17 protein-coding genes are annotated in these 17231 nt (G+C 66.8%); 9 read left to right on the top strand and 8 right to left on the bottom strand.

All coding sequences use genetic code 11. The features are described from left to right. Nucleotides 1-201 precede the first annotated feature (201 nt). The 5 genes from E1J61_RS05035 to E1J61_RS05055 form a co-directional block, all read right to left on the bottom strand. Nucleotides 202-1629: an efflux transporter outer membrane subunit gene (locus E1J61_RS05035; protein WP_165971429.1), complete on the bottom strand. Its 1428-nt coding sequence runs from the start codon at nucleotides 1627-1629 to the stop codon at nucleotides 202-204. A 234-nt stretch (nucleotides 1630-1863) separates the two neighbouring features. Further along, on the bottom strand, nucleotides 1864-2127 hold the full coding sequence (locus tag E1J61_RS05040) for a hypothetical protein (protein WP_133093052.1): 264 nt from the start codon (nucleotides 2125-2127) through the stop codon (nucleotides 1864-1866). Nucleotides 2128-2184: 57 nt separating this feature from the next. Further along, nucleotides 2185-2454 (bottom strand): hypothetical protein, encoded by a 270-nt coding sequence (locus E1J61_RS05045; protein WP_133093053.1) that lies wholly within the window; start codon nucleotides 2452-2454, stop codon nucleotides 2185-2187. 332 nt (nucleotides 2455-2786) lie between these two features. Next, complete coding sequence (locus tag E1J61_RS05050; RefSeq protein WP_133093054.1) at nucleotides 2787-3221, bottom strand: DUF4399 domain-containing protein; 435 nt, start codon at nucleotides 3219-3221, stop codon at nucleotides 2787-2789. A 45-nt stretch (nucleotides 3222-3266) separates the two neighbouring features. After that, nucleotides 3267-3692: a DUF4399 domain-containing protein gene (locus E1J61_RS05055; RefSeq protein WP_133093055.1), complete on the bottom strand. Its 426-nt coding sequence runs from the start codon at nucleotides 3690-3692 to the stop codon at nucleotides 3267-3269. A gap of 350 nt (nucleotides 3693-4042) precedes the next feature. On the opposite strand from E1J61_RS05055, the gene E1J61_RS05060 reads away from it, so the two are divergent. Next, complete coding sequence (locus E1J61_RS05060; protein WP_371702885.1) at nucleotides 4043-5188, top strand: formylglycine-generating enzyme family protein; 1146 nt, start codon at nucleotides 4043-4045, stop codon at nucleotides 5186-5188. A gap of 50 nt (nucleotides 5189-5238) precedes the next feature. Here the strand turns inward: E1J61_RS05060 and E1J61_RS05065 are convergent, their stop codons facing one another. Beyond that, nucleotides 5239-7290, bottom strand: a complete 2052-nt coding sequence (locus E1J61_RS05065) for a serine/threonine protein kinase (RefSeq protein WP_133093057.1) — start codon at nucleotides 7288-7290, stop codon at nucleotides 5239-5241. A gap of 426 nt (nucleotides 7291-7716) precedes the next feature. Here E1J61_RS05065 and E1J61_RS05070 point away from each other — a divergent pair, with 426 nt between their 5' ends. From E1J61_RS05070 to E1J61_RS05090, 5 genes are all read left to right on the top strand, one after another. Then, a complete protein-coding gene (locus tag E1J61_RS05070) occupies nucleotides 7717-7986 on the top strand; it encodes a hypothetical protein (RefSeq protein WP_116320898.1) in 270 nt (89 codons plus the stop codon). 50 nt (nucleotides 7987-8036) lie between these two features. Then, entirely contained in the window at nucleotides 8037-8306 is a 270-nt protein-coding gene (locus E1J61_RS05075; RefSeq protein WP_133093058.1) for a hypothetical protein, read from the top strand. A 91-nt stretch (nucleotides 8307-8397) separates the two neighbouring features. Then, complete coding sequence (locus E1J61_RS05080) at nucleotides 8398-8670, top strand: hypothetical protein (protein ID WP_133093059.1); 273 nt, start codon at nucleotides 8398-8400, stop codon at nucleotides 8668-8670. 115 nt (nucleotides 8671-8785) lie between these two features. Further along, complete coding sequence (locus E1J61_RS05085; protein WP_133093060.1) at nucleotides 8786-9028, top strand: hypothetical protein; 243 nt, start codon at nucleotides 8786-8788, stop codon at nucleotides 9026-9028. A gap of 859 nt (nucleotides 9029-9887) precedes the next feature. Continuing rightward, on the top strand, nucleotides 9888-11786 hold the full coding sequence (locus tag E1J61_RS05090; protein ID WP_133093061.1) for a DEAD/DEAH box helicase: 1899 nt from the start codon (nucleotides 9888-9890) through the stop codon (nucleotides 11784-11786). 83 nt (nucleotides 11787-11869) lie between these two features. Here E1J61_RS05090 and E1J61_RS05095 read toward each other — a convergent pair whose 3' ends face one another. Together E1J61_RS05095 and egtD are read right to left on the bottom strand one after the other, a co-directional pair. Further along, complete coding sequence (locus E1J61_RS05095; protein ID WP_133093062.1) at nucleotides 11870-13129, bottom strand: SUMF1/EgtB/PvdO family nonheme iron enzyme; 1260 nt, start codon at nucleotides 13127-13129, stop codon at nucleotides 11870-11872. A 154-nt stretch (nucleotides 13130-13283) separates the two neighbouring features. Continuing rightward, nucleotides 13284-14390, bottom strand: a complete 1107-nt coding sequence (gene egtD, locus E1J61_RS05100) for an L-histidine N(alpha)-methyltransferase (protein ID WP_133093063.1) — start codon at nucleotides 14388-14390, stop codon at nucleotides 13284-13286. A gap of 526 nt (nucleotides 14391-14916) precedes the next feature. On the opposite strand from egtD, the gene E1J61_RS05105 reads away from it, so the two are divergent. The 3 genes from E1J61_RS05105 to E1J61_RS05115 all read left to right on the top strand — a co-directional run bounded on the left by E1J61_RS05105 (nucleotide 14917) and on the right by E1J61_RS05115 (nucleotide 17045). Further along, nucleotides 14917-15621, top strand: coding sequence for a TerC family protein (locus tag E1J61_RS05105; RefSeq protein WP_133093064.1), 705 nt, complete (start codon nucleotides 14917-14919; stop codon nucleotides 15619-15621). A 132-nt stretch (nucleotides 15622-15753) separates the two neighbouring features. Then, the gene (locus tag E1J61_RS05110) at nucleotides 15754-16548 is read left to right on the top strand and encodes a thymidylate synthase (RefSeq protein ID WP_133093065.1); all 795 of its coding nucleotides are present in this window, start codon (nucleotides 15754-15756) and stop codon (nucleotides 16546-16548) included. Next, entirely contained in the window at nucleotides 16545-17045 is a 501-nt protein-coding gene (locus tag E1J61_RS05115; protein ID WP_133093066.1) for a dihydrofolate reductase, read from the top strand. The genes E1J61_RS05110 and E1J61_RS05115 overlap by 4 nt, the downstream gene beginning before the upstream one ends. The last annotated feature ends 186 nt before the right edge of the window (nucleotides 17046-17231 follow it).

Raw genomic sequence — 17231 nt, forward strand, 5'->3', positions numbered from 1 at the left:
AGGCGACGGCTTAGGCTAGTCAATCGGCTGCGGCTCGCGTGCAGGCGCGTGTTTTCACTGAGTCGGGCAGGGAAAGAGGCAAGGGCTGCACGCGTGGCGCAAGGCATTGCGCAACGCGTTGCGTACGCATGCGTCACGCCGCGCGTGAAGGTCGTGGCAGGTACCGCAGGCACCGGCCCGCGCCGCGCGGCAGCGAGCGCACTATTGCGGCTGGCTGGCCGCCGTGTTGCGCACTTCGGTGTCGGGCCAGCCGCCGCCAAGCGCCTTGTACAGCGTGACAGTGTCGGCCAGAATCTGTTGGTGGACCGCCAACAATTGCAGCTGTGCGTTCAGCAGCGAGCGCTCGGTCTCGAACACTTCGAGCTGCGAAACCACGCCTTCCCTGAGCTGCGCCTCGATCTGTGCCGACACCACGCGCAGCTGCTCCACCTGCTGCTGCAGCTCGACGCGCTGCTTCTTGTGCGCATCGACGTTGACCAGTGCACTCTCCACCTCTTCGAACGCCGTCATCACGGCGCGGCCATATTCGTTTTCCGCCACGCCCACCTGCGCTTCGGTGGTCTTCACGCGCGCACGCACGCTGGGATCGAGCATGGGCAGGTTGATGCTCGGCATGAAGCCGAAGGTGAAGGACTTGAGCAGGTCGCTCAGCGCAAAGCTGGCGGTGCCGCCGCGCGCGGTCAGGCTGATGCTGGGCAGCTGCGCCAGCCGCGCCTGGCCGACGATGTTGTAGGCCGCCAGCACGCGATATTCGGCCGCGACGATGTCGGGCCGGCGCGCCAGCAACTGCGACGGCAGGCCGGCCGGCACGCTGGGCGGCTGCACGCGGTCCTGCAGGCGTCCCGCCGGTACCTTGAGGTTGCCCGCGGGCACGCCCACCAGCGTGGCCAGCGCGTTTTCCGCCACATCGCGCGAACGGCGCAGCTCCAGCAGATCCTTGTTGAGCCGGTTGATTTCAGCCTGCTGCTGCATGACGCGGATCTTGGGCGCCAGGCCATTCTGGTACATGGCCTGGTAAGTGGTGAGGATCTGCCCGTTCTTGGCGACGGTGCGCGTCTGCTGCTCGATCTGCTCGTCGAACTGCAGGATCGTGAAGTAAGTGGTCGATACATTGGACACCAGCGTCAGGTAGCCGGCGCGCCAGTCGGCCTCGGTGGCGCGGAACTCGGCGGTCTGCGCCTGCACGCCCTTCTCGACCTTGCCCCAGATATCGATATCCCAGTTCAGCTGCGCGCCCGCGTTGTAGGTCCAGGTGGATTTCTGCCCGGTGCTTTTCTCGAAGCTCGCACCGGCGCCGATATCGATCACCGGCAGCCCGCCGGCACGTGCTTCGCCGATCTGCGCATTCGCCACGCGGATGCGCGCGGCCAGCACCTTGATGTCGTAGTTGCCGGCCAGCGCCTGGTCGATCAGGCCGTCGAGGTACGGGTCGTTAAAGTTGTGCCACCAGTTGGGCTGCACCGCGTCCTTTGGCGACACCGTGATCGAATCCTGGCGCGACCATTCGGCCTTGGCCGGCGTTTCCGGACGCTGGTACACCGGCGGCCGGAAATCGGCGCAGCCGGCCAGCAGCGCGGCGCATGCGGCGGAAGCGAGCCAGGCCAGGCGGCGCGAGGCTTGGGTCGGCATGACCCGGGGAGCGGCAGTAAGGGATACGGGCACGGTGCGATCCTGCGTGCGTGCGCGGCGGGGAACACACTGGCGTGCCGTGGCCGCGGAGGTCTGTCTGTATTGTGGTGCGCGCGGGCGCGCGCTCCAACCCCGATCTGCATCAGGCGAAATCCGATGCAGTCGGCCATGGATGGGCACATGAGGCGCGCCGCGAGGACACCCTCGCGGCGCGGCGCCATCTCAACAAGCTTCTCAACGATAGATATTGTTGCTGGCGTTCTGGTTGGTATCCACATGCGAACGGACATGGTCAAGGAAGGCCGAGCCGTTGCCATTCAGGTTGGTGACGGTCTGCATCTGCGCGATTTCCTGCGTGGCGGTGATGCTGCTGTCTAGCTTGAACTTGATCGGGGCGTAGACCGCCGCGAAGGGCATGTAGGCGAGACCGCCGCGCACGGCTTGCATGCGCTTGCTGTCGAGGGTTTCGGTGGCGGCCAGGTCTTTGATGGTCAGCATGATCGTTCTCCGGGTATCGATGTGTGCGTGGGTGCGTGGGCAGCTATGGCGCGGGGCTCAGCCGTAGATGTTGTTGGTGGCGTTCTGGTTGGTGTGCACGTTCGACTTGACGTGGTCCAGGAACGCGGAACCGTTGCCATTCATGTTGGTGACGTTCTGCAGTTGCGCGATTTCCTGCGTGGCGGTGATGCTCTTGTCGATCGACAGCTTCAGCGGCATGTAGGCGGCGACGAACGGGACATAGGCGAAGCCGCCGCGGACGGCGTGCATGCGCTTCTGGTCCAGGGTGTCGATGGTGGTCAGGTCGTTGATGGTCAGCGTGGTCATGATGGGCTCCTGGTGAGGATGGTGTTGCCTGGGTTGGGGTTCGAGCATCGGGTTGGTGTCGCGCTCGGTTGGGATATCGCAGGGAGCGTGCCAGGAGGGTGCGGCTGGGGGTTGGCGTTTTGTAAACGCCTGAAAATAAGGGGTTTTTTATTCGACCTTGCCCTTCAGGCTCAGGTTGCCGCTGCTTTTGAAGGGCACTGGCTGGTGGGTTCGACCCAACACGTTGAGGGTGTGTGTTGGGTGTGCTGTGACAGCAGGGCCGGTACCCTGCTGCTGACGGCAACGCAGGAACGCCTTCGGCTGCGCTGCGCGCCGGTCACATGGGGGGCGTTTTACTTTACGTAGATTGTGATTCGCTTTGAATACACGGGCGGATTTGTGGGGATGTGCTTGTCATCCCCCATGATCAGCTGCAGCGTATGCTTGCCGGGCGGCAGTTCCAGCATGGTTTCAGTCTCTCCCGCGCCGAAATGCAGGTGGTTCCGGTCGTTCGGGATTTCCTTGTCCATTGGCGGCAGCTCGACGTCGATCAGCAAGTGGTGGTGCCCGGTGTTGGCATACTTCACATCCTTTGGCGCCACCCCCATGTTGCGCAATCCAAACCATACCTTGAACGGCTTTCCGGCAGGCATCACCTGCCCGTCATTGGGCCAGCCGATATAGAGATAGGCATTCGGCGGCGCCGGCGTGGATCCGCCCTGGGCTGCGAACGACACCAGCACGCTGGCAGCGAGCGCAGCGGCAGCAAGTAGTCTGGATCTGGACATAACCCTCTCCCGTGGTGGCCGTGCGATGCCACGCCGCACGCAACGCTAGCGCACGGTGATCGTGATCTTCTTCGAATAGATCGGCGGCTCGAACGGTATGTGCTTGGCGTCGCCCATCAGCAGTTGCAAGGTGTGCTTGCCCGGCGGCAGTTCGATGCGCGCATCGGTCTCGCCCGCGCCGAAGTGCAGGTGGTTCCGGTCGTTCGGGATCTCCTTATCCAGCGGCGGCAGCTCGACGTCGATCAACAGGTGGTGGTGGCCGCAGCGTGGCAGCTCGATGCCCTTGGGGCACACACCCATGTTGCGCAGCCCCATGCGCACCCAGAACTTGCCGCCGGTGATCACCGTGCCGTCGTGCGGCCAGATGATGTAGGCCTCGGCGTTGGGTGGCGCGGCTGTCGACAGCGACAGCGATGGCGCGGCCGCGAACACGGCGGCCGCCGCCAGGCGGAACAGGAATCGTCTGGACATACGCCCTCCCCGGAGATCTGCCCGAAACCCGATCACGTTGTCCCGTCAGCCCATTCTTGTTGCTTGTTGGCCAGCGCTCGGCGATTCGTCATTCAGGTTAGGACGCAAGCCCGGAAAATGCGACCCCGGCGAAGCGGGGCGGCTTTGCAATGCTTGGCCCGGGACACAGGCGCTGTGCTATCTTGAAGCAAGCCGGTCTAGGTCTCGGCAACACCACAAAGCGTCCGCAACGCATGTGCCGGCATGCAATCGGGTTCGCTGCCGTCCGACGAGGTGTGAAGATGTGGCGCAATCTACCAGTCGTGCATCTGGCCGCGATGGCCGGGATTCTCGCCTCCACCGCACTTTCCATGGGTGCGGCGTCCGCTGCGTCCACGGACACGCTGCTGCTGGCCGGCATCCTGCCCAAGAACACCGACGAGCAGTATGAGCTCAGCTTCTGGGAATCGATCAAGAACAGCAACTATGCCGCCGACTACGAGGCGTACCTGAAGCAATATCCCAACGGGCGCTTCGCGGTGCTGGCCAAGTCACGGCTCGAGCGGCTGCGTGCTTCGGCATCGGCGCCGGCACCTGCGCCCGCGTCTAAGGCACAGAAGCAGGCCGCGCCGCCGCCCCGGTCCGGCACTTCCTCGGGCGGGCAGGTTTCGCGAGCGCCGGCCGCGTCGGCACCTGCCGCTGCCCGTTCCGCGCCGGCTCCTGCTCCGCCCTCAGCGGCAGCACCCAAGGCCGGCGCCGCGGCCGGTGGCTCGATCAGCGTTGCGCCACCGCCAGCCCGCGCCGGCGAAATTCGCGATTGCCCGACATGCCCGGTGCTGATCCCGCTGCCCGCGGGCAGCTTCACCATGGGCAGCAGTGCCAGCGACCCGGCGGAGAAGCCGCCGCATCACGTCACCATCGGCCAGCCGTTCGCGATCGGCCGCTTCGAAGTCACGGTCGAGCAGTGGAATGCCTGCGTCGACGCCGGCGGCTGCCAGCGCGTGCCGACCGTTGCTGAAAGCGCGAAGAACTCACCGGTCCGCGATGTCAGCTGGGACGATGCGCAACAGTACGTGGAGTGGCTGAGCAAGACCACCGGCAAGGCCTACCGCCTGCCGACGGAAGCGGAATGGGAATACGCGGCGCGCGGCGGCACCGCCAGCGCGTTCTGGTGGGGCGACCAGATGCGCAAGGGCAACGCCAACTGCAAGGACTGCGGCGATCCGTGGAGCAACGATGCGCCGGCGCCGGTGGGCTCGTTCGCCGCCAACCCGTGGGGCCTGCATGACGTCAACGGCAGCGTGTGGGAATGGGTGGCCGACTGCTGGCACAGCTCGTACAAGGGCGCTCCCGCGGACGGGCGCGCCTGGAACGAGAACGCGTGCGGCTCGCGCGTGATCCGCGGCGGCTCGTGGCGCGAAGGGGCCAGCTACATGGTGTCTTCCACGCGCTTCAAGTACAGCCCGAGCGTGCGGCAGTCGCAGAACGGCTTCCGCGTGGCGCGCGACATGAAATAGCGTGCGCGCACGAAGCCCGTCGGTGAAGCGCAAGCCAACGCGTGCGCCCGTCAGCGCGCACGCGTCGAGATCTGCACTACGTCCGCGCTGATGCGGTCGTTGCCATAGGTGCGCGCCATCTGCGCCAGCGGCTTTTCCAGCGCGCGCAGGTAATCCTGCTGCCCTTCCACCTCCGTGCGGCGCCCTTCGAACAGCGGCACCGGCGTCGTCAGCAGCACCACCAGCTCGGTGCCGAAGGGGGCCGACACAACCCAGGCGCCACCTTCGCCGATCGTCGCCTGGTGCCCTGCCGGAGCCTGGTGGGCGGACACCCGCGAGCTGGGCACCATGTGCGCGACCTTGCCGTCGGCCGCGAAGTAATCGACGTAGACATAGGACTCCTGCGCCGGCGTACGCAGCTCCAGCACCAGCGGCGAGCCATCGGTCAGCTGCGAGCTCTTGCCACGCAACCGCAACGACGAGGCGGTGCCGCCTTCGCGATTGCCTGACCAGTACGGCGCGACCAGTTTCGCCACCTCGCACTTGTCATCCGCAAGCGGCTGCGTCTCGACGGTCACGCCCTTCACGCCGGGCAACTTCGCCAACTGCTCGCGCAGGCGCGCCGGCCCCACGCTTTCGGCCAGGAAGCCGCGCACGCGCAGCGTATGGGCCTTTTCGCTGGCGTTGAGCAGCGAACACGGCACGGCGGCGAGCGCCTTGGTAACCTCGGCCATGGAAAACACCGCTGGGCGCGCCGGCGCTGGCGCTTCTGGTGGCGGCGCGGGAGGTGTGACAGGCTGCGTGGGGGGCGCCTCCGCACGCGTCTCGGCCGGCGCCGTGGCGGGCTGCCGCTGCGCATGCCAGGCGTAGTAGCCGATCGCCGACACCCCGGCGAGCACGGCGGCGACACCGCCGATCATCATCGGCGAACGCTGCGACGGCGTGGTCATCGGCACCGCGCTCATGCCATGCAGGAAACGCGCGACGGTTGGCGTGCGCGTGGCGCGATTCAGCGACAGTGCCTCGCGCATCGTTTTCCACTGCGTGCGGCTGAGCTGCGGCGGCTGCGGCGGCTTGACGCCCGCCTCGCGCGCCTGGTTGGCCGACATGCGCTGGTACGGGTGCTTGCCTGTGATCAGTTCGTAGGTCACGCAGGCCAGCGCGTAGATATCGTCGCGCGGGTCTGGCTCGCGGTGCTCGAACATCTCCGGGCTCGCATACGCCGGCGTCATGCCGCCCAGCGAGCCGGGATCGAACACGGTGCGGTCGGACTCGTCAGCCGGCGGCAGGAAGCCGCGCGCGATGCCGAAGTCGATCACCTTGACCTCGCCGCTGTCGGTCAGGAACACGTTGGCAGGCTTGAAGTCGCAGTGCACGAAGCCGCGCTCGTGCGCATAGGCCAGTGCATTGCCCATGCCGTTGATGATGGGCATGGCGCGCGCCATCGGCATGCCGCTGAAGCCGGGCGCCTTCAGCACGTGGTTGAGCGAATTGCCCGACAGGTATTCCATGGTCAGGAAGACCACCGGCCCGTCGCGGTCGAAGTCGTAAACGGTAACGATATTCCGGTGCGCCAGCGTCTGCGCCTTGCGCGCCTCGCGCTGCAGCGCGATCAGCGACTTGGGATGGCCGCTGAACTGCAGGTTCAGCACCTTGATGGCGATATAGGGCTTGCGGTCGGACGCCTCCAGCTTGCGCAGGTCGAGCGCCTTGTACACCGTGCCCATGCCGCCCACGCCCAGGCACTCTTCCAGCACGAAGCGGCCGTTCAGCGTATCGCCCACGCCCTTGGCATGTGCCGCCGGCGGCAAGGTGCCGGCCTCGGGTGAGGTCGCGTAGAGCGAACCTGTCTGCGGCCCGGTGGCCATGCGCGTGGCTTCGGTAACGCCCTCGTACTGGGTCGCACTGCGGCGCTCGATGCGCCGCATCACTTCGGCATAGACCGCGGGCGGGAACGGGAATCGGGTGTTTTCCTCGATGACCACGCGCGCCGCCTGGCTGGGCGAAGTGGGGTCCTGGGCCAGCGCAGTCTCGAACGACGCAACGAATTCGTCGTCGGACAGTCCGCCGCTCTGGAACTTTCGGATCAGGTCTTTAAGACTGGCCACGGCTCGCCCTGACATGGTTTTCGGGCAGGGTTGCCCGCGCTGTGTGCAGTGCGAAATTGCCCTGTCTTCGATGGATACTAGTGCGCACCCATGGCATGCGCAATCCGTGCGCTTGCGCTGCGCTGCCGGCACGCAACGCCGTGCGCGTGCGGCGCCGGCATTCGTCGGCCGCGATCGGCGCCGACTGTCACTGCGGGGCCAACACCGGCGCCACACATGTTGGCCCGGCACCGCCATCCAGTGGCCCGCAATGGCGCACACGACCGGTGCCGGAAAGCCGACATGCCCGTCAAAAACCCCTTGTTTTCAGGCATTTGCGCGCGCCGCGCGCAGCCGGCTGCGGCGCTGGCACGCTCCCTGCGATATCCCAACCGAGCGCGACACCAACCCGATGCTCGAATCCAAACCCAAACGCAATACCTTCCGCCACTGGAGACCATCATGACCACGCTGACCATCAAGGACCTGTCCTCCGCCGAAACCCTGGACCGCAAGGGCATGCAAGCCGTGCGCGGCGGCATGACCTACATGCCGTTCGCCGCGGTGTACATGCCGCTGAAGCTGTCGATCGACAAGAGCATCACCGCCACGCAGGAAATCGCGCAAATGCAGTCTGTCACCAACCTGAACGGCAACGGTTCCGCGTTCCTGGACCACGTCAAGTCGAACGTGCACACCAACCAGAACGCCACCAACAACATCTACGGCTGAGCCCCGCGCCATAGCTGCCCACTCACACATACCGAGACCCGGAGACCATCATGACCACGCTGACCATCAAAGACCTGTCCGCCGCCGAAACCCTCGACAGCAAGCGCATGCACGCCGTGCGCGGCGGCCTCGCCTACCTGCCCTTCGCCGCCGTCTACGCGCCGATCAAGCTGGCGTTCGACGGCAGCATCGACGCCAAGCAGTCGATCGCACAGATGCAGACCGTTACCAACCTGAACGGCAACGGCTCGGCCTTCCTGGATCACGTCAAGTCGAACGTGCACACCAACCAGAACGCCACCAACAACATCTACGGCTGATCCAGCCACGGCCGCGGCGCGCGGTGGCCATATGCAAGCCCCGCGCCAGCCGCTCCGGAACCCTCATCGAATCACCTGAAGGAGCGCCATCATGTCATCCATCATCGTTCGCGACCTCGCCGTCAGCAAAGACCTCGACCGTGCCTCGCTGCGCGCCGTGCGCGGCGGCAATTCCTGGCTCACCCGCGGTGTCGGCAACGTCGGCCCGCTGGCCAACGTGACCGTCAACGTCAACCAGAACATCGCCCAGCTGCAGAGCATCAATGTCAACACGCTCAACAACAGCTTCGTCGGCCACGGCGCAGGCCCTGTGAGCGTCGATGTCAACCCGTCGCAATGGGCCGGCAACTTCGCCGCGGTCTGAGCGCCTGGGTAATACGGGGAGCGGCGGCCGGCCCGCGAGTGCACCGCGGGCCGCCGCCTATACTGAAGCGGTCCCGCGGCCGCATGGCCGTGGCGCCGCATTACCGGAGACAGCCATGGCAGTAATCGTCATCAAGGATTTGTCCGACAGCGTGGATCTCGACCGGCAGGCCATGACCGCCATCCTGGGCGGCGGGCGCACCGCCGGCGGCCAGGGATGGCATGGGCTGCGGCGCAGCGGACCGGCGCGCATCGTCGATTACCCGGGCGGCCTGCCCGGCAATCGCCACGTGATGCCGCGGGAAGTCCCGCTGGGCCGGTTGCCCCGAAAACCTGCAGACAAGGGGACGGGCGGCTAAGCGCGGGCGGCAACGGGTAGAGAGAAGCGGTCGATCAAATGAAAAGCCCGCCAGTCACTGGCGGGCTTGGTTGCGGACGGGCCCGGACCTTCTCGGTCACGCGGTCAACAGTTCGGTCATTCTTTGCCAGGCAGGCTTCCCATGATTCCGCCCATGAAGCGGACGCCCATCCGGACCACCCGGAGAGTCGCAGGAAGACTGGCGCTTGGGGCAATGACCGCAATGCTTGCCGCTAGCAGCGGCCCAATGCCGCTGGAGGAGGTCAAAGCGGGAACGTTTTTCGTCCGCCCCGTGCGGGCATCCTGTGTGCTCGCGCCTCCAGTATAGGCAGGGGCCGCGGCCTTTCAACCCGGCCGGCGCCTGCGGCGCGCCAGGGTGTCGCCAGCGGCGCATGCAGGTGACGCCAGGCTGACATATCTGGTTACGTTTTCGCAGTGCAACAAAATTTTCTCACTCTGCTATAATCCGCGCCGTGAGTTTCGCAACTGTGAGATCCGCCAACCGCCCGGCACCGGCTTCACCTCAATGCCGCGGCGAATCCGCTGCCCTCCCAAGCTCTGTTTCCTCGCTGCCGGACGCCTAGTTGTTGTTTGCGCCAGCCGCCCAGCAGAACGCACCGCTCACCTGACGTCGCCTCGTCTCCGATCCTGTTGAACAGCCTGAAACCTGAGCTGTTTGCCTGCCAGGGACATGGCCGGACCGCCCAGCGGAACCAGCCAACGCCCTGCCTGCCGCCGTACTGCCAGCTGTGTCTGTCGTAACGGCCTCACCGATTGGCGCCGAAGCCTTTTTAAGACTTTGCACTGCGCCCACCCCATTCTGCGTTCGGGGTGCCATGCATTTATTTGATCATTACGACATGACCCAGCACGACCTTCGTGCGGAGCAAGCTATTGCCTCCGCGACCGACGCTTCGATCACTTCCGACGCTGCCCAGATTATCGAGAGCCCGCTCGACAAGCTCGACGCCATGCTCAACGGCAGCCCGGCAGCCGAAGCCCAGGCCGCCACTGAAACCGCTGCGACCGAAAGCGGCTTTGCCAGGCTTGGCCTCGACGCGGCCATCCTGCGCGCGCTTTCCGAACTGAACTACAACACGCCGACTCCGGTGCAGGCCCAGGCCATTCCCGCCTTCCTGGCCGGCCGCGACCTGCTGGTGTCGAGCCAGACCGGCTCGGGCAAGACCGCCGCATTCATGCTGCCCGCGATCCAGCGCATCAGTGAAATGCCGGCGCCGCAGCGCTCGACTGAACCCGCCAAGCGCATGAAGGGCAAGCGCCCCCGTCCGTCGCCGGCCCAGCCCGCACTGCTGGTGCTGACCCCGACGCGCGAACTGGCGCTGCAAGTGACCGAAGCCGCCGCCAAGTACGGCCGCAACCTGCGCCGCATCGTCTGCGCCAGCATCCTGGGCGGCATGCCCTACCCCAAGCAGCTGGCCGCGCTGTCCAAGATGCCTGACATCCTGGTGGCGACGCCGGGCCGCCTGCTCGATCATATCGACGCCGGCCGCATCGACCTGTCGGCACTGCAGATGCTGGTGTTCGACGAGGCCGACCGCATGCTCGACATGGGCTTTGCCGACGACATCGACGCCATCGTCAACGCCACGCCGGCTTCTCGCCAGACGCTGATGTTCTCGGCTACGCTGGATGCGCGCATCGCCCAGCTCGCCTCGCGCCAGCTGAAGGATCCGCAACGCATCGAGATCGCCGCGGCCCGCGCCGACCAGAGCCATATCGAGCAGCGCCTGCACTACACCGACGACATGTCGCACAAGGAGCGCCTGCTTGACCACCTGCTGCGCGATGTCGGCCTGAAGCAGGCCATCGTCTTCACCGCGACCAAGCGCGATGCCGACTCGCTGGCCGAGCGCCTGTCCGACACCGGCTTTGCCGCCGGCGCGCTGCACGGCGACATGACCCAGGGCGCGCGCAACCGCACGCTGACCGCATTGCGCCGCGGCAACCTGCGCATCCTGGTGGCCACCGACGTGGCCGCACGTGGCATCGACGTGCCCGACATCACCCACGTGGTGAACTTCGACCTGCCCAAGCAGGCCGAGGACTACGTGCACCGCATCGGCCGCACCGGCCGCGCGGGCCGCTCGGGCATCGCCATCAACCTGGTCAACCACGGCGACGTGTTCCAGTGGCGCCGCATCGAGCGCTTTACCAACCAGCGCGTCGACGCTTCGGTGATCGAAGGCCTGGAACCGCGCCGCCAGCCCAAGCCGCGCTCGAACTTCGGCGGCAAGCCGGGCGGCCGTGGTGATTTCCGTGGCAATGGCGGCGGCTACCGTGGCGGCGAACGCAGCTTCGGTGACCGCAAGTTCGGCGGCAACGGCGGCGAGCGCAGCTTTGGCGAGCGCAAGTTCGGCGGCGAAAGCCGCGGCTTCGGCAACCGCACGGAAGGCGCGCGCCCGTTCGGCGACGACAACCGCGGCGGCTTCGGCAACCGTGAAGGCGGCTACCGTGGCCAGGGCGGCAATGGTGGCTACCGCGGCGGCAACGACGGCGCCCGTGGCTTCGGCAACCGCGAAGGCGGCCGCAGCTTCGGCGACGACAACCGCGGCGGCTTCGGCAACCGCGATGGCGCCCGCAGCTTCGGCGACGACAACCGCAACGGCGGCGGCTACCGCGGCAACGGCGAAGGCCGCAGCTTCGGCAACCGTGACGGCAACCGCGGCTTTGGCGGCGGTTATGGTGGCAACGGTGGCAATGGCGGCAACCGCAACAGCCGCTCGCGCTACGAGCGTTGATGGGCCGGTGCGCTGAGCGCACCTTGCCACCGGCAGCAAAAAGGGCACCCGAGGGTGCCCTTTTTGCATGCGCGCGAAAGACGCTACAGCGCGCAGGTCCGGAAGCCGACGAACGCCAGGTCATCCTCCGGCAGCAGCGCCCAGCGCGCCCGCGCATGGCGCAGCCGCGACGGGCTGGCGAACGATACGCCGCGCACCGCCTGGTGCGTGCTGAAGCGGCCGACAAACTCGCCGTCCGACGGCGCCGCGTTGAAGCCCGCGTAAGGCTCGTACGGCGTCGCCGTCCACTCGCGCAACGCGCCCCATTGCAGCCCGCGGTTCTGCGTGGCTGCCAGCTCCCATTCCGATTCCGCCGGCAGGCGCCGGCCGGCCCACACACACCACGCCTGTGCTTCGAACAGCGTCACGTGGCGCACCACCTCGTCGGGATTGAGCGTGCGCAGCGTGCCGAAGCGCTCCACCATCCATTGGCGCGAGTCAGGGTGGCGTGACCAGTAGCGCGGGGATGAGCGCTCCTGCGTCATCAGCCACTGGCGGCCCGACGCCGACCACCACGCGGGCCGCTCGTAGCCGCCGTCTTCGATGAATTCCAGGAACTGCGCGTTGCTGACCGGCGCGACATCCATCTCGAAGGCCGGCACATAGGTCGGCTGCGGCGGCAGTTCGTCGGGCCAGGCAAAGCCGTCGGGCTCGCTCCAGCCCAGCGTGAAGCGCCCGCCGGGGAACTGCAGCGTGCCGCCCTGCCCGGCCAGCCGGGCACTGCCGGCGGCGGGCGCCGATTCCGCGGGCGCCATGCCGAGCGCCTGCAGCAGCGCGGCCAGCCCTTCGCCCTGCGCATCTTCATGGAACAGCGCGCGGCGGTACGGGTACAGGGTCAGGTCGCTGTCGTCGGGCAGCAATGCCACGCGGCGCAGCAAGCCGTCGAGCACATCGGCGGCATAGCGCTTGACCACGGCCACGTCGGGCAGCGTGACTTCCCAGCGCTCGTCCGGGCCGATGCGGTCGGGATCGAACCATTCGTCGGCGCCATCGAGCAGCGCAGGCTCGGACGCCACCGGCACCGGCACGCCGCCGCGGTCAACCTGGCGCACGCCGCGCAGGCACCACCACTCCGCATGCCAGGCGACATGGCCCAGCGTCCACAGCGGCGGGTCGGCATCGTACTGGCGCGGCACATCCCAGGCGCGGCGGGTCTGGCCGAACGCAGCCAGCCATGCCAGCGTGCGGTTGCGCGTCTCGACCAGCGCCTGCGCCAGGCCTTCGCGCGGCAGCCGGCGCGGGTCGGACCAGGCCGCCTTGCCGCCGGTGAAATAGAGATCGGGAAGCATGGGAAAGCCGCTCATCGACAAGTCCGCGCAGTTCGCAGTTAGATGGAGTGGGAAGGCAATGGCCGCACCGGCGTGCAGCCTGCAGCGCACGCCGGTGCGGCCATTATGACACCACCTGCCGGCCCTGCCCGGAGCAGCCCGGCGGCAACCCGGGGCAGGGCCGGCAGGCTCAGCCGCGCGCGTGGAACACCGCGAACCAGCCGCGCGGATCGGTCCAGCAGACCGGGTCCTCAAACCCGGCCGCTTCGAGCAGCAGCGCGAAATCGTCAGGCTTGTACTTGTACGAATCCTCGGTATGGATGCGCTCGCCCGCGCCGAACTCGCGCGCCCCGCCCTCCCACTGCACGCGCACGTCGCGGCATGCCGCCAGGTGCATCTGGATGCGCGACGCCTCGCGGTCGAAGCTGGCCACATGGCGCCAGTCCGCCAGCTCGAAGTCGGTGCCGACGATCCGGTTCACGTTGCGCAGCATATTGCGGTTGAAGGCGGCGGTGACGCCCAGCGCATCGTCGTAGGCGGACACCAGCGCCGCCTCATCCTTGTGCAGGTCGACGCCGATGAGCACGCCATCGCCGCGCCCTGCCGCGCCGCGCAGCCGCTGCAATAGCGCCAGCGCTTCCATCGGGGAGAAATTGCCGATGCTCGAGCCCGGGTAGAAAAACAGCCGCCTGCCGCGCCTGACGTTGCGCGGCAGGTCGAACGGCGCGCACAGGTCGGCGCCCAGCCCCAGCATCGGGATGCCGGGATGTTGCTGCTGCAGCGCCGACAGCGTCGTGCGCAGGAAATCGACCGAGATATCGAGGGCCACGTACTGTGCCGGACGCAGGCTGCCGAACAGGCGCGCGGCCTTCTCGCAATTGCCGGCGCCCAGGTCCACCAGCACGCAGCCGCTGCCGGCGCGTGCCGCGATGGCGGGGGCGGCGCTGGCAAAGATGGCCGCCTCAGTGCGCGTCGGGTAGTACTCGGGCAGGTCGGTGATCGCCTCGAACAGGCGCGAACCGAGCACGTCGTAGAAGAACTTGGGACTGATCGCGGCCGGCTCGGCGCACAGCCCGGCCAGCAGCTGCCGGCGCAGGGCGCCGCTGTCCTCGCAATACTGCTGCACGAACTCGGGCTGCGGCGACGGACGGTACGCGGGGCCGTTGGCCAGTGCGACCAGCGCGGGCTGGGCACCGGGCGCCGGCGATACGGCATGGCCGTTGTGGTGGTGGTTGCGGGAATTGGTCTGCGGGGTCTGCTGGGAAGAGGCGTTCGGCGGGTTCTGGACAGCCGGCATGACGTTTCCTTGTGTGGTCGCGAATGGTCACTGCTTCACTGCGTATTCCCCAAGGTCGCGCTGTGCATGTCGTGCGCGCCGGTCTCCGCAACCCGCCCCTGTGCTGTCCGGCGCGCATCGGGCGGAGCCGAGCTTCAAGGATAGGTGCATCCGGCGGATTGCGCACCGTTGCATGCCAGGATGGGCATGATGCAGCACACGCCGCAACTTGAGTCGGTATCTCCCCCAATAAGCCACACCGGCAATAGTTCGTTTATAATGCCGCCCAGCGCGGCCTCAGTGGCCCGCGACCCTCAAAGGGGAGTAGCTCCGGGGCCTGATGCCCTTAGCACAATCGTCATTCCGGGATTCCGTCCCCGGTTGTGCTGACCACCGGTGCGCATACCGCGCTTGTGGTCGAGCAAGACCTTTGCAACCTGGACTTCATGGTTTGCAAAGGCGCCCCCCATGCCCCGTGCTCCGCGAATCCAGGCGAACCAACGTTAAGCGTGCGCGTTTGCGCTGTTTTGTACCCTGAGGAGAGTTCATGGAGTGGTTTACCGATCTGTTCACGATGCAGTTCCTGACGGCGCTGCTGTCGATTGTCGTCATTGACCTGGTGCTGGCCGGCGACAATGCCATCGTGATCGCACTGGCGGCACGCAACCTGCCCCCGCACCTGCAAAAGAAGGCCATCATCTGGGGCACCATCGGTGCCGTGGTGGTGCGTTCGGCCATGACGATCGGCGTGGTCTGGCTGCTGAAGATCCCCGGGCTGCTGCTGGTCGGTGGCCTGGCGCTGGTGTGGATCGCCTACAAGCTGCTCTCCGACGAAGGCGGTGAAGAAGGGCACGGCTCGGGCGCCGCGACCCTGTGGGGCGCGATGAAGACCATCATCATCGCCGATGCGGTGATGGGCGTGGACAACGTGCTGGCCGTGGCCGGCGCCGCGCACGGCAGCTTCCTGCTGGTGGTGCTGGGCCTGCTGATCAGCATCCCCATCGTGGTGTGGGGCTCGAGCCTGGTGCTTAAGCTGATGTCGCGCTTCCCGGCCATCATCTACGTGGGCGCGGGCGTGCTGGCGTTCACGGCGGTCAAGATGATCGTGCACGAGCCGCTGGTCAAGGCCTTCTTCGAGGCCAACCCGGTGGTCAACTGGGGCCTGTACGTGCTGATCATCGGCGGCGTGCTGGGTGCCGGCTACCTGGTGCAGAAGCGCCGCGACCAGCAGGAACCGGCTGGCAGCCACTAAGGCTTGCCGCCGTGCCGGGGCAGCCGCCCCGGCCCGCTGAAGGAAGGGCCGCCCGGAAGGGTGGCCCTTCTTGCTTTAAAATGCCTGCTTTGCGGGTCCCAGCGCCCGCGTCACATCCCCTGCCCCGCGCCGATGAAACAGTATCTCGACTTCATGCGCCATGTGTACGAGCATGGCACCGACAAGGCCGACCGCACCGGCACCGGCACGCGCTCGGTGTTCGGCTACCAGATGCGCTTCGACCTGCGCGAAGGCTTCCCGGTGGTGACCACCAAGAAGCTGCACCTGAAGTCCATCATCCTGGAACTGCTGTGGTTCCTGCAGGGCTCGACCAACGTGCGCTGGCTGCAGGAAAACGGCGTCAGCATCTGGGACGAATGGGCCGACGAGAACGGCGAACTGGGCCCGGTGTACGGCTCGCAGTGGCGCTCGTGGCCGGCGCCGGATGGCCGCCATATCGACCAGATCACCGACCTGATGGCGCAGATCCGCGCGAACCCGGACTCGCGCCGGCTGATCGTGTCGGCCTGGAACGTGGCCGATATCCCGCGCATGAAGCTGCCGCCCTGCCACGCGTTCTTCCAGTTCTACGTGGCCGACGGCAAGCTGTCGTGCCAGCTGTACCAGCGCAGCGCCGATATTTTCCTGGGCGTGCCCTTCAATATCGCCAGCTATGCGCTGCTGACGCACATGATCGCGCAGCAGGCCGGGCTGGAAGTGGGCGACTTTATCTGGACCGGCGGCGACTGCCACATCTACAACAACCACTTCGAGCAGGTGCAGACCCAGCTGGCGCGTGAGCCACTGCCGCTGCCGCGACTGAAGATCGTGCGCAAGCCCGACAGCATCTTCGACTACCGCTACGAAGACTTCGAACTGGACGGCTACCAGTCGCATGCCGCCATCAAGGCACCGGTGGCCGTATGACGATCCTGACGCTGGTAGTCGCCAAGGCCCGCAACGGCACCATCGGCCGCGACAACACGCTGCCGTGGCGCCTGCCCGAAGACCTGGCGCATTTCAAGCGCACCACCATGGGCGCGCCCGTGATCATGGGCCGCAAGACCTGGGACTCGATCGGCCGCCCGCTGCCGGGCCGGCGCAATATCGTGGTCAGCCGCAACCCGGACCTGCGCATCGAAGGCGCCGAGGTGGCAACGTCGCTGGAAGACGCGCAGCGCCTGTGCGTGGGCGTCGACCAGATCTTCCTGATCGGCGGCGCGCAGCTGTATGCCGAGGCGATGCCAAGCGCCGACCGGCTGGTCGTGACCGAAATCGATGCCGACGTGGAAGGCGACGCCTTCTTCCCGCCGATCGACCGCACGCAATGGCTGGAAACCGCGCGCGAGACGCATCATTCCGAGGCCAACGGCTTCGACTATGCGTTCGTCACCTACGATCGGCCGCCTTCGGAAGAGTCCTGAGCCGGATGCCCCCGGCATTGACAAATCCCGCCGCATCGCCCAAAGTCTGCCCCATGGACCGCCGTCACCTCCCCATCGCGCGAATTATTCGCACCATTCTCCGAATGGTGGGTTAACGCGCGTCCAGAACCAGATTTCCGCAAACACCCGCCCTGCAGGCGGGTGTTTTGTTTTCCGGCTCCAGGG

It is taken from the genome of Cupriavidus sp. L7L, assembly GCF_004353535.1.
Taxonomy (GTDB): domain Bacteria; phylum Pseudomonadota; class Gammaproteobacteria; order Burkholderiales; family Burkholderiaceae; genus Cupriavidus; species Cupriavidus oxalaticus_A.

What these genes read in the sequence shown, in the direction of transcription:
- E1J61_RS05045 (WP_133093053.1), bottom strand. Translation starts at nt 2,454, where the DNA reads ATGACCACGCTGACCATCAACGACCTGACCACCATCGACACCCTGGAC.
- E1J61_RS05105 (WP_133093064.1), top strand. Translation starts at nt 14,917, where the DNA reads ATGGAGTGGTTTACCGATCTGTTCACGATGCAGTTCCTGACGGCGCTG.
- E1J61_RS05040 (WP_133093052.1), bottom strand. Translation starts at nt 2,127, where the DNA reads ATGCTGACCATCAAAGACCTGGCCGCCACCGAAACCCTCGACAGCAAG.
- E1J61_RS05095 (WP_133093062.1), bottom strand. Translation starts at nt 13,129, where the DNA reads ATGAGCGGCTTTCCCATGCTTCCCGATCTCTATTTCACCGGCGGCAAG.
- E1J61_RS05050 (WP_133093054.1), bottom strand. Translation starts at nt 3,221, where the DNA reads ATGTCCAGATCCAGACTACTTGCTGCCGCTGCGCTCGCTGCCAGCGTG.
- E1J61_RS05115 (WP_133093066.1), top strand. Translation starts at nt 16,545, where the DNA reads ATGACGATCCTGACGCTGGTAGTCGCCAAGGCCCGCAACGGCACCATC.
- E1J61_RS05080 (WP_133093059.1), top strand. Translation starts at nt 8,398, where the DNA reads ATGTCATCCATCATCGTTCGCGACCTCGCCGTCAGCAAAGACCTCGAC.
- egtD (WP_133093063.1), bottom strand. Translation starts at nt 14,390, where the DNA reads ATGCCGGCTGTCCAGAACCCGCCGAACGCCTCTTCCCAGCAGACCCCG.
- E1J61_RS05070 (WP_116320898.1), top strand. Translation starts at nt 7,717, where the DNA reads ATGACCACGCTGACCATCAAGGACCTGTCCTCCGCCGAAACCCTGGAC.
- E1J61_RS05035 (WP_165971429.1), bottom strand. Translation starts at nt 1,629, where the DNA reads ATGCCGACCCAAGCCTCGCGCCGCCTGGCCTGGCTCGCTTCCGCCGCA.
- E1J61_RS05055 (WP_133093055.1), bottom strand. Translation starts at nt 3,692, where the DNA reads ATGTCCAGACGATTCCTGTTCCGCCTGGCGGCGGCCGCCGTGTTCGCG.
- E1J61_RS05090 (WP_133093061.1), top strand. Translation starts at nt 9,888, where the DNA reads ATGACCCAGCACGACCTTCGTGCGGAGCAAGCTATTGCCTCCGCGACC.
- E1J61_RS05065 (WP_133093057.1), bottom strand. Translation starts at nt 7,290, where the DNA reads ATGTCAGGGCGAGCCGTGGCCAGTCTTAAAGACCTGATCCGAAAGTTC.
- E1J61_RS05110 (WP_133093065.1), top strand. Translation starts at nt 15,754, where the DNA reads ATGAAACAGTATCTCGACTTCATGCGCCATGTGTACGAGCATGGCACC.
- E1J61_RS05060 (WP_371702885.1), top strand. Translation starts at nt 4,043, where the DNA reads ATGGGTGCGGCGTCCGCTGCGTCCACGGACACGCTGCTGCTGGCCGGC.
- E1J61_RS05085 (WP_133093060.1), top strand. Translation starts at nt 8,786, where the DNA reads ATGGCAGTAATCGTCATCAAGGATTTGTCCGACAGCGTGGATCTCGAC.
- E1J61_RS05075 (WP_133093058.1), top strand. Translation starts at nt 8,037, where the DNA reads ATGACCACGCTGACCATCAAAGACCTGTCCGCCGCCGAAACCCTCGAC.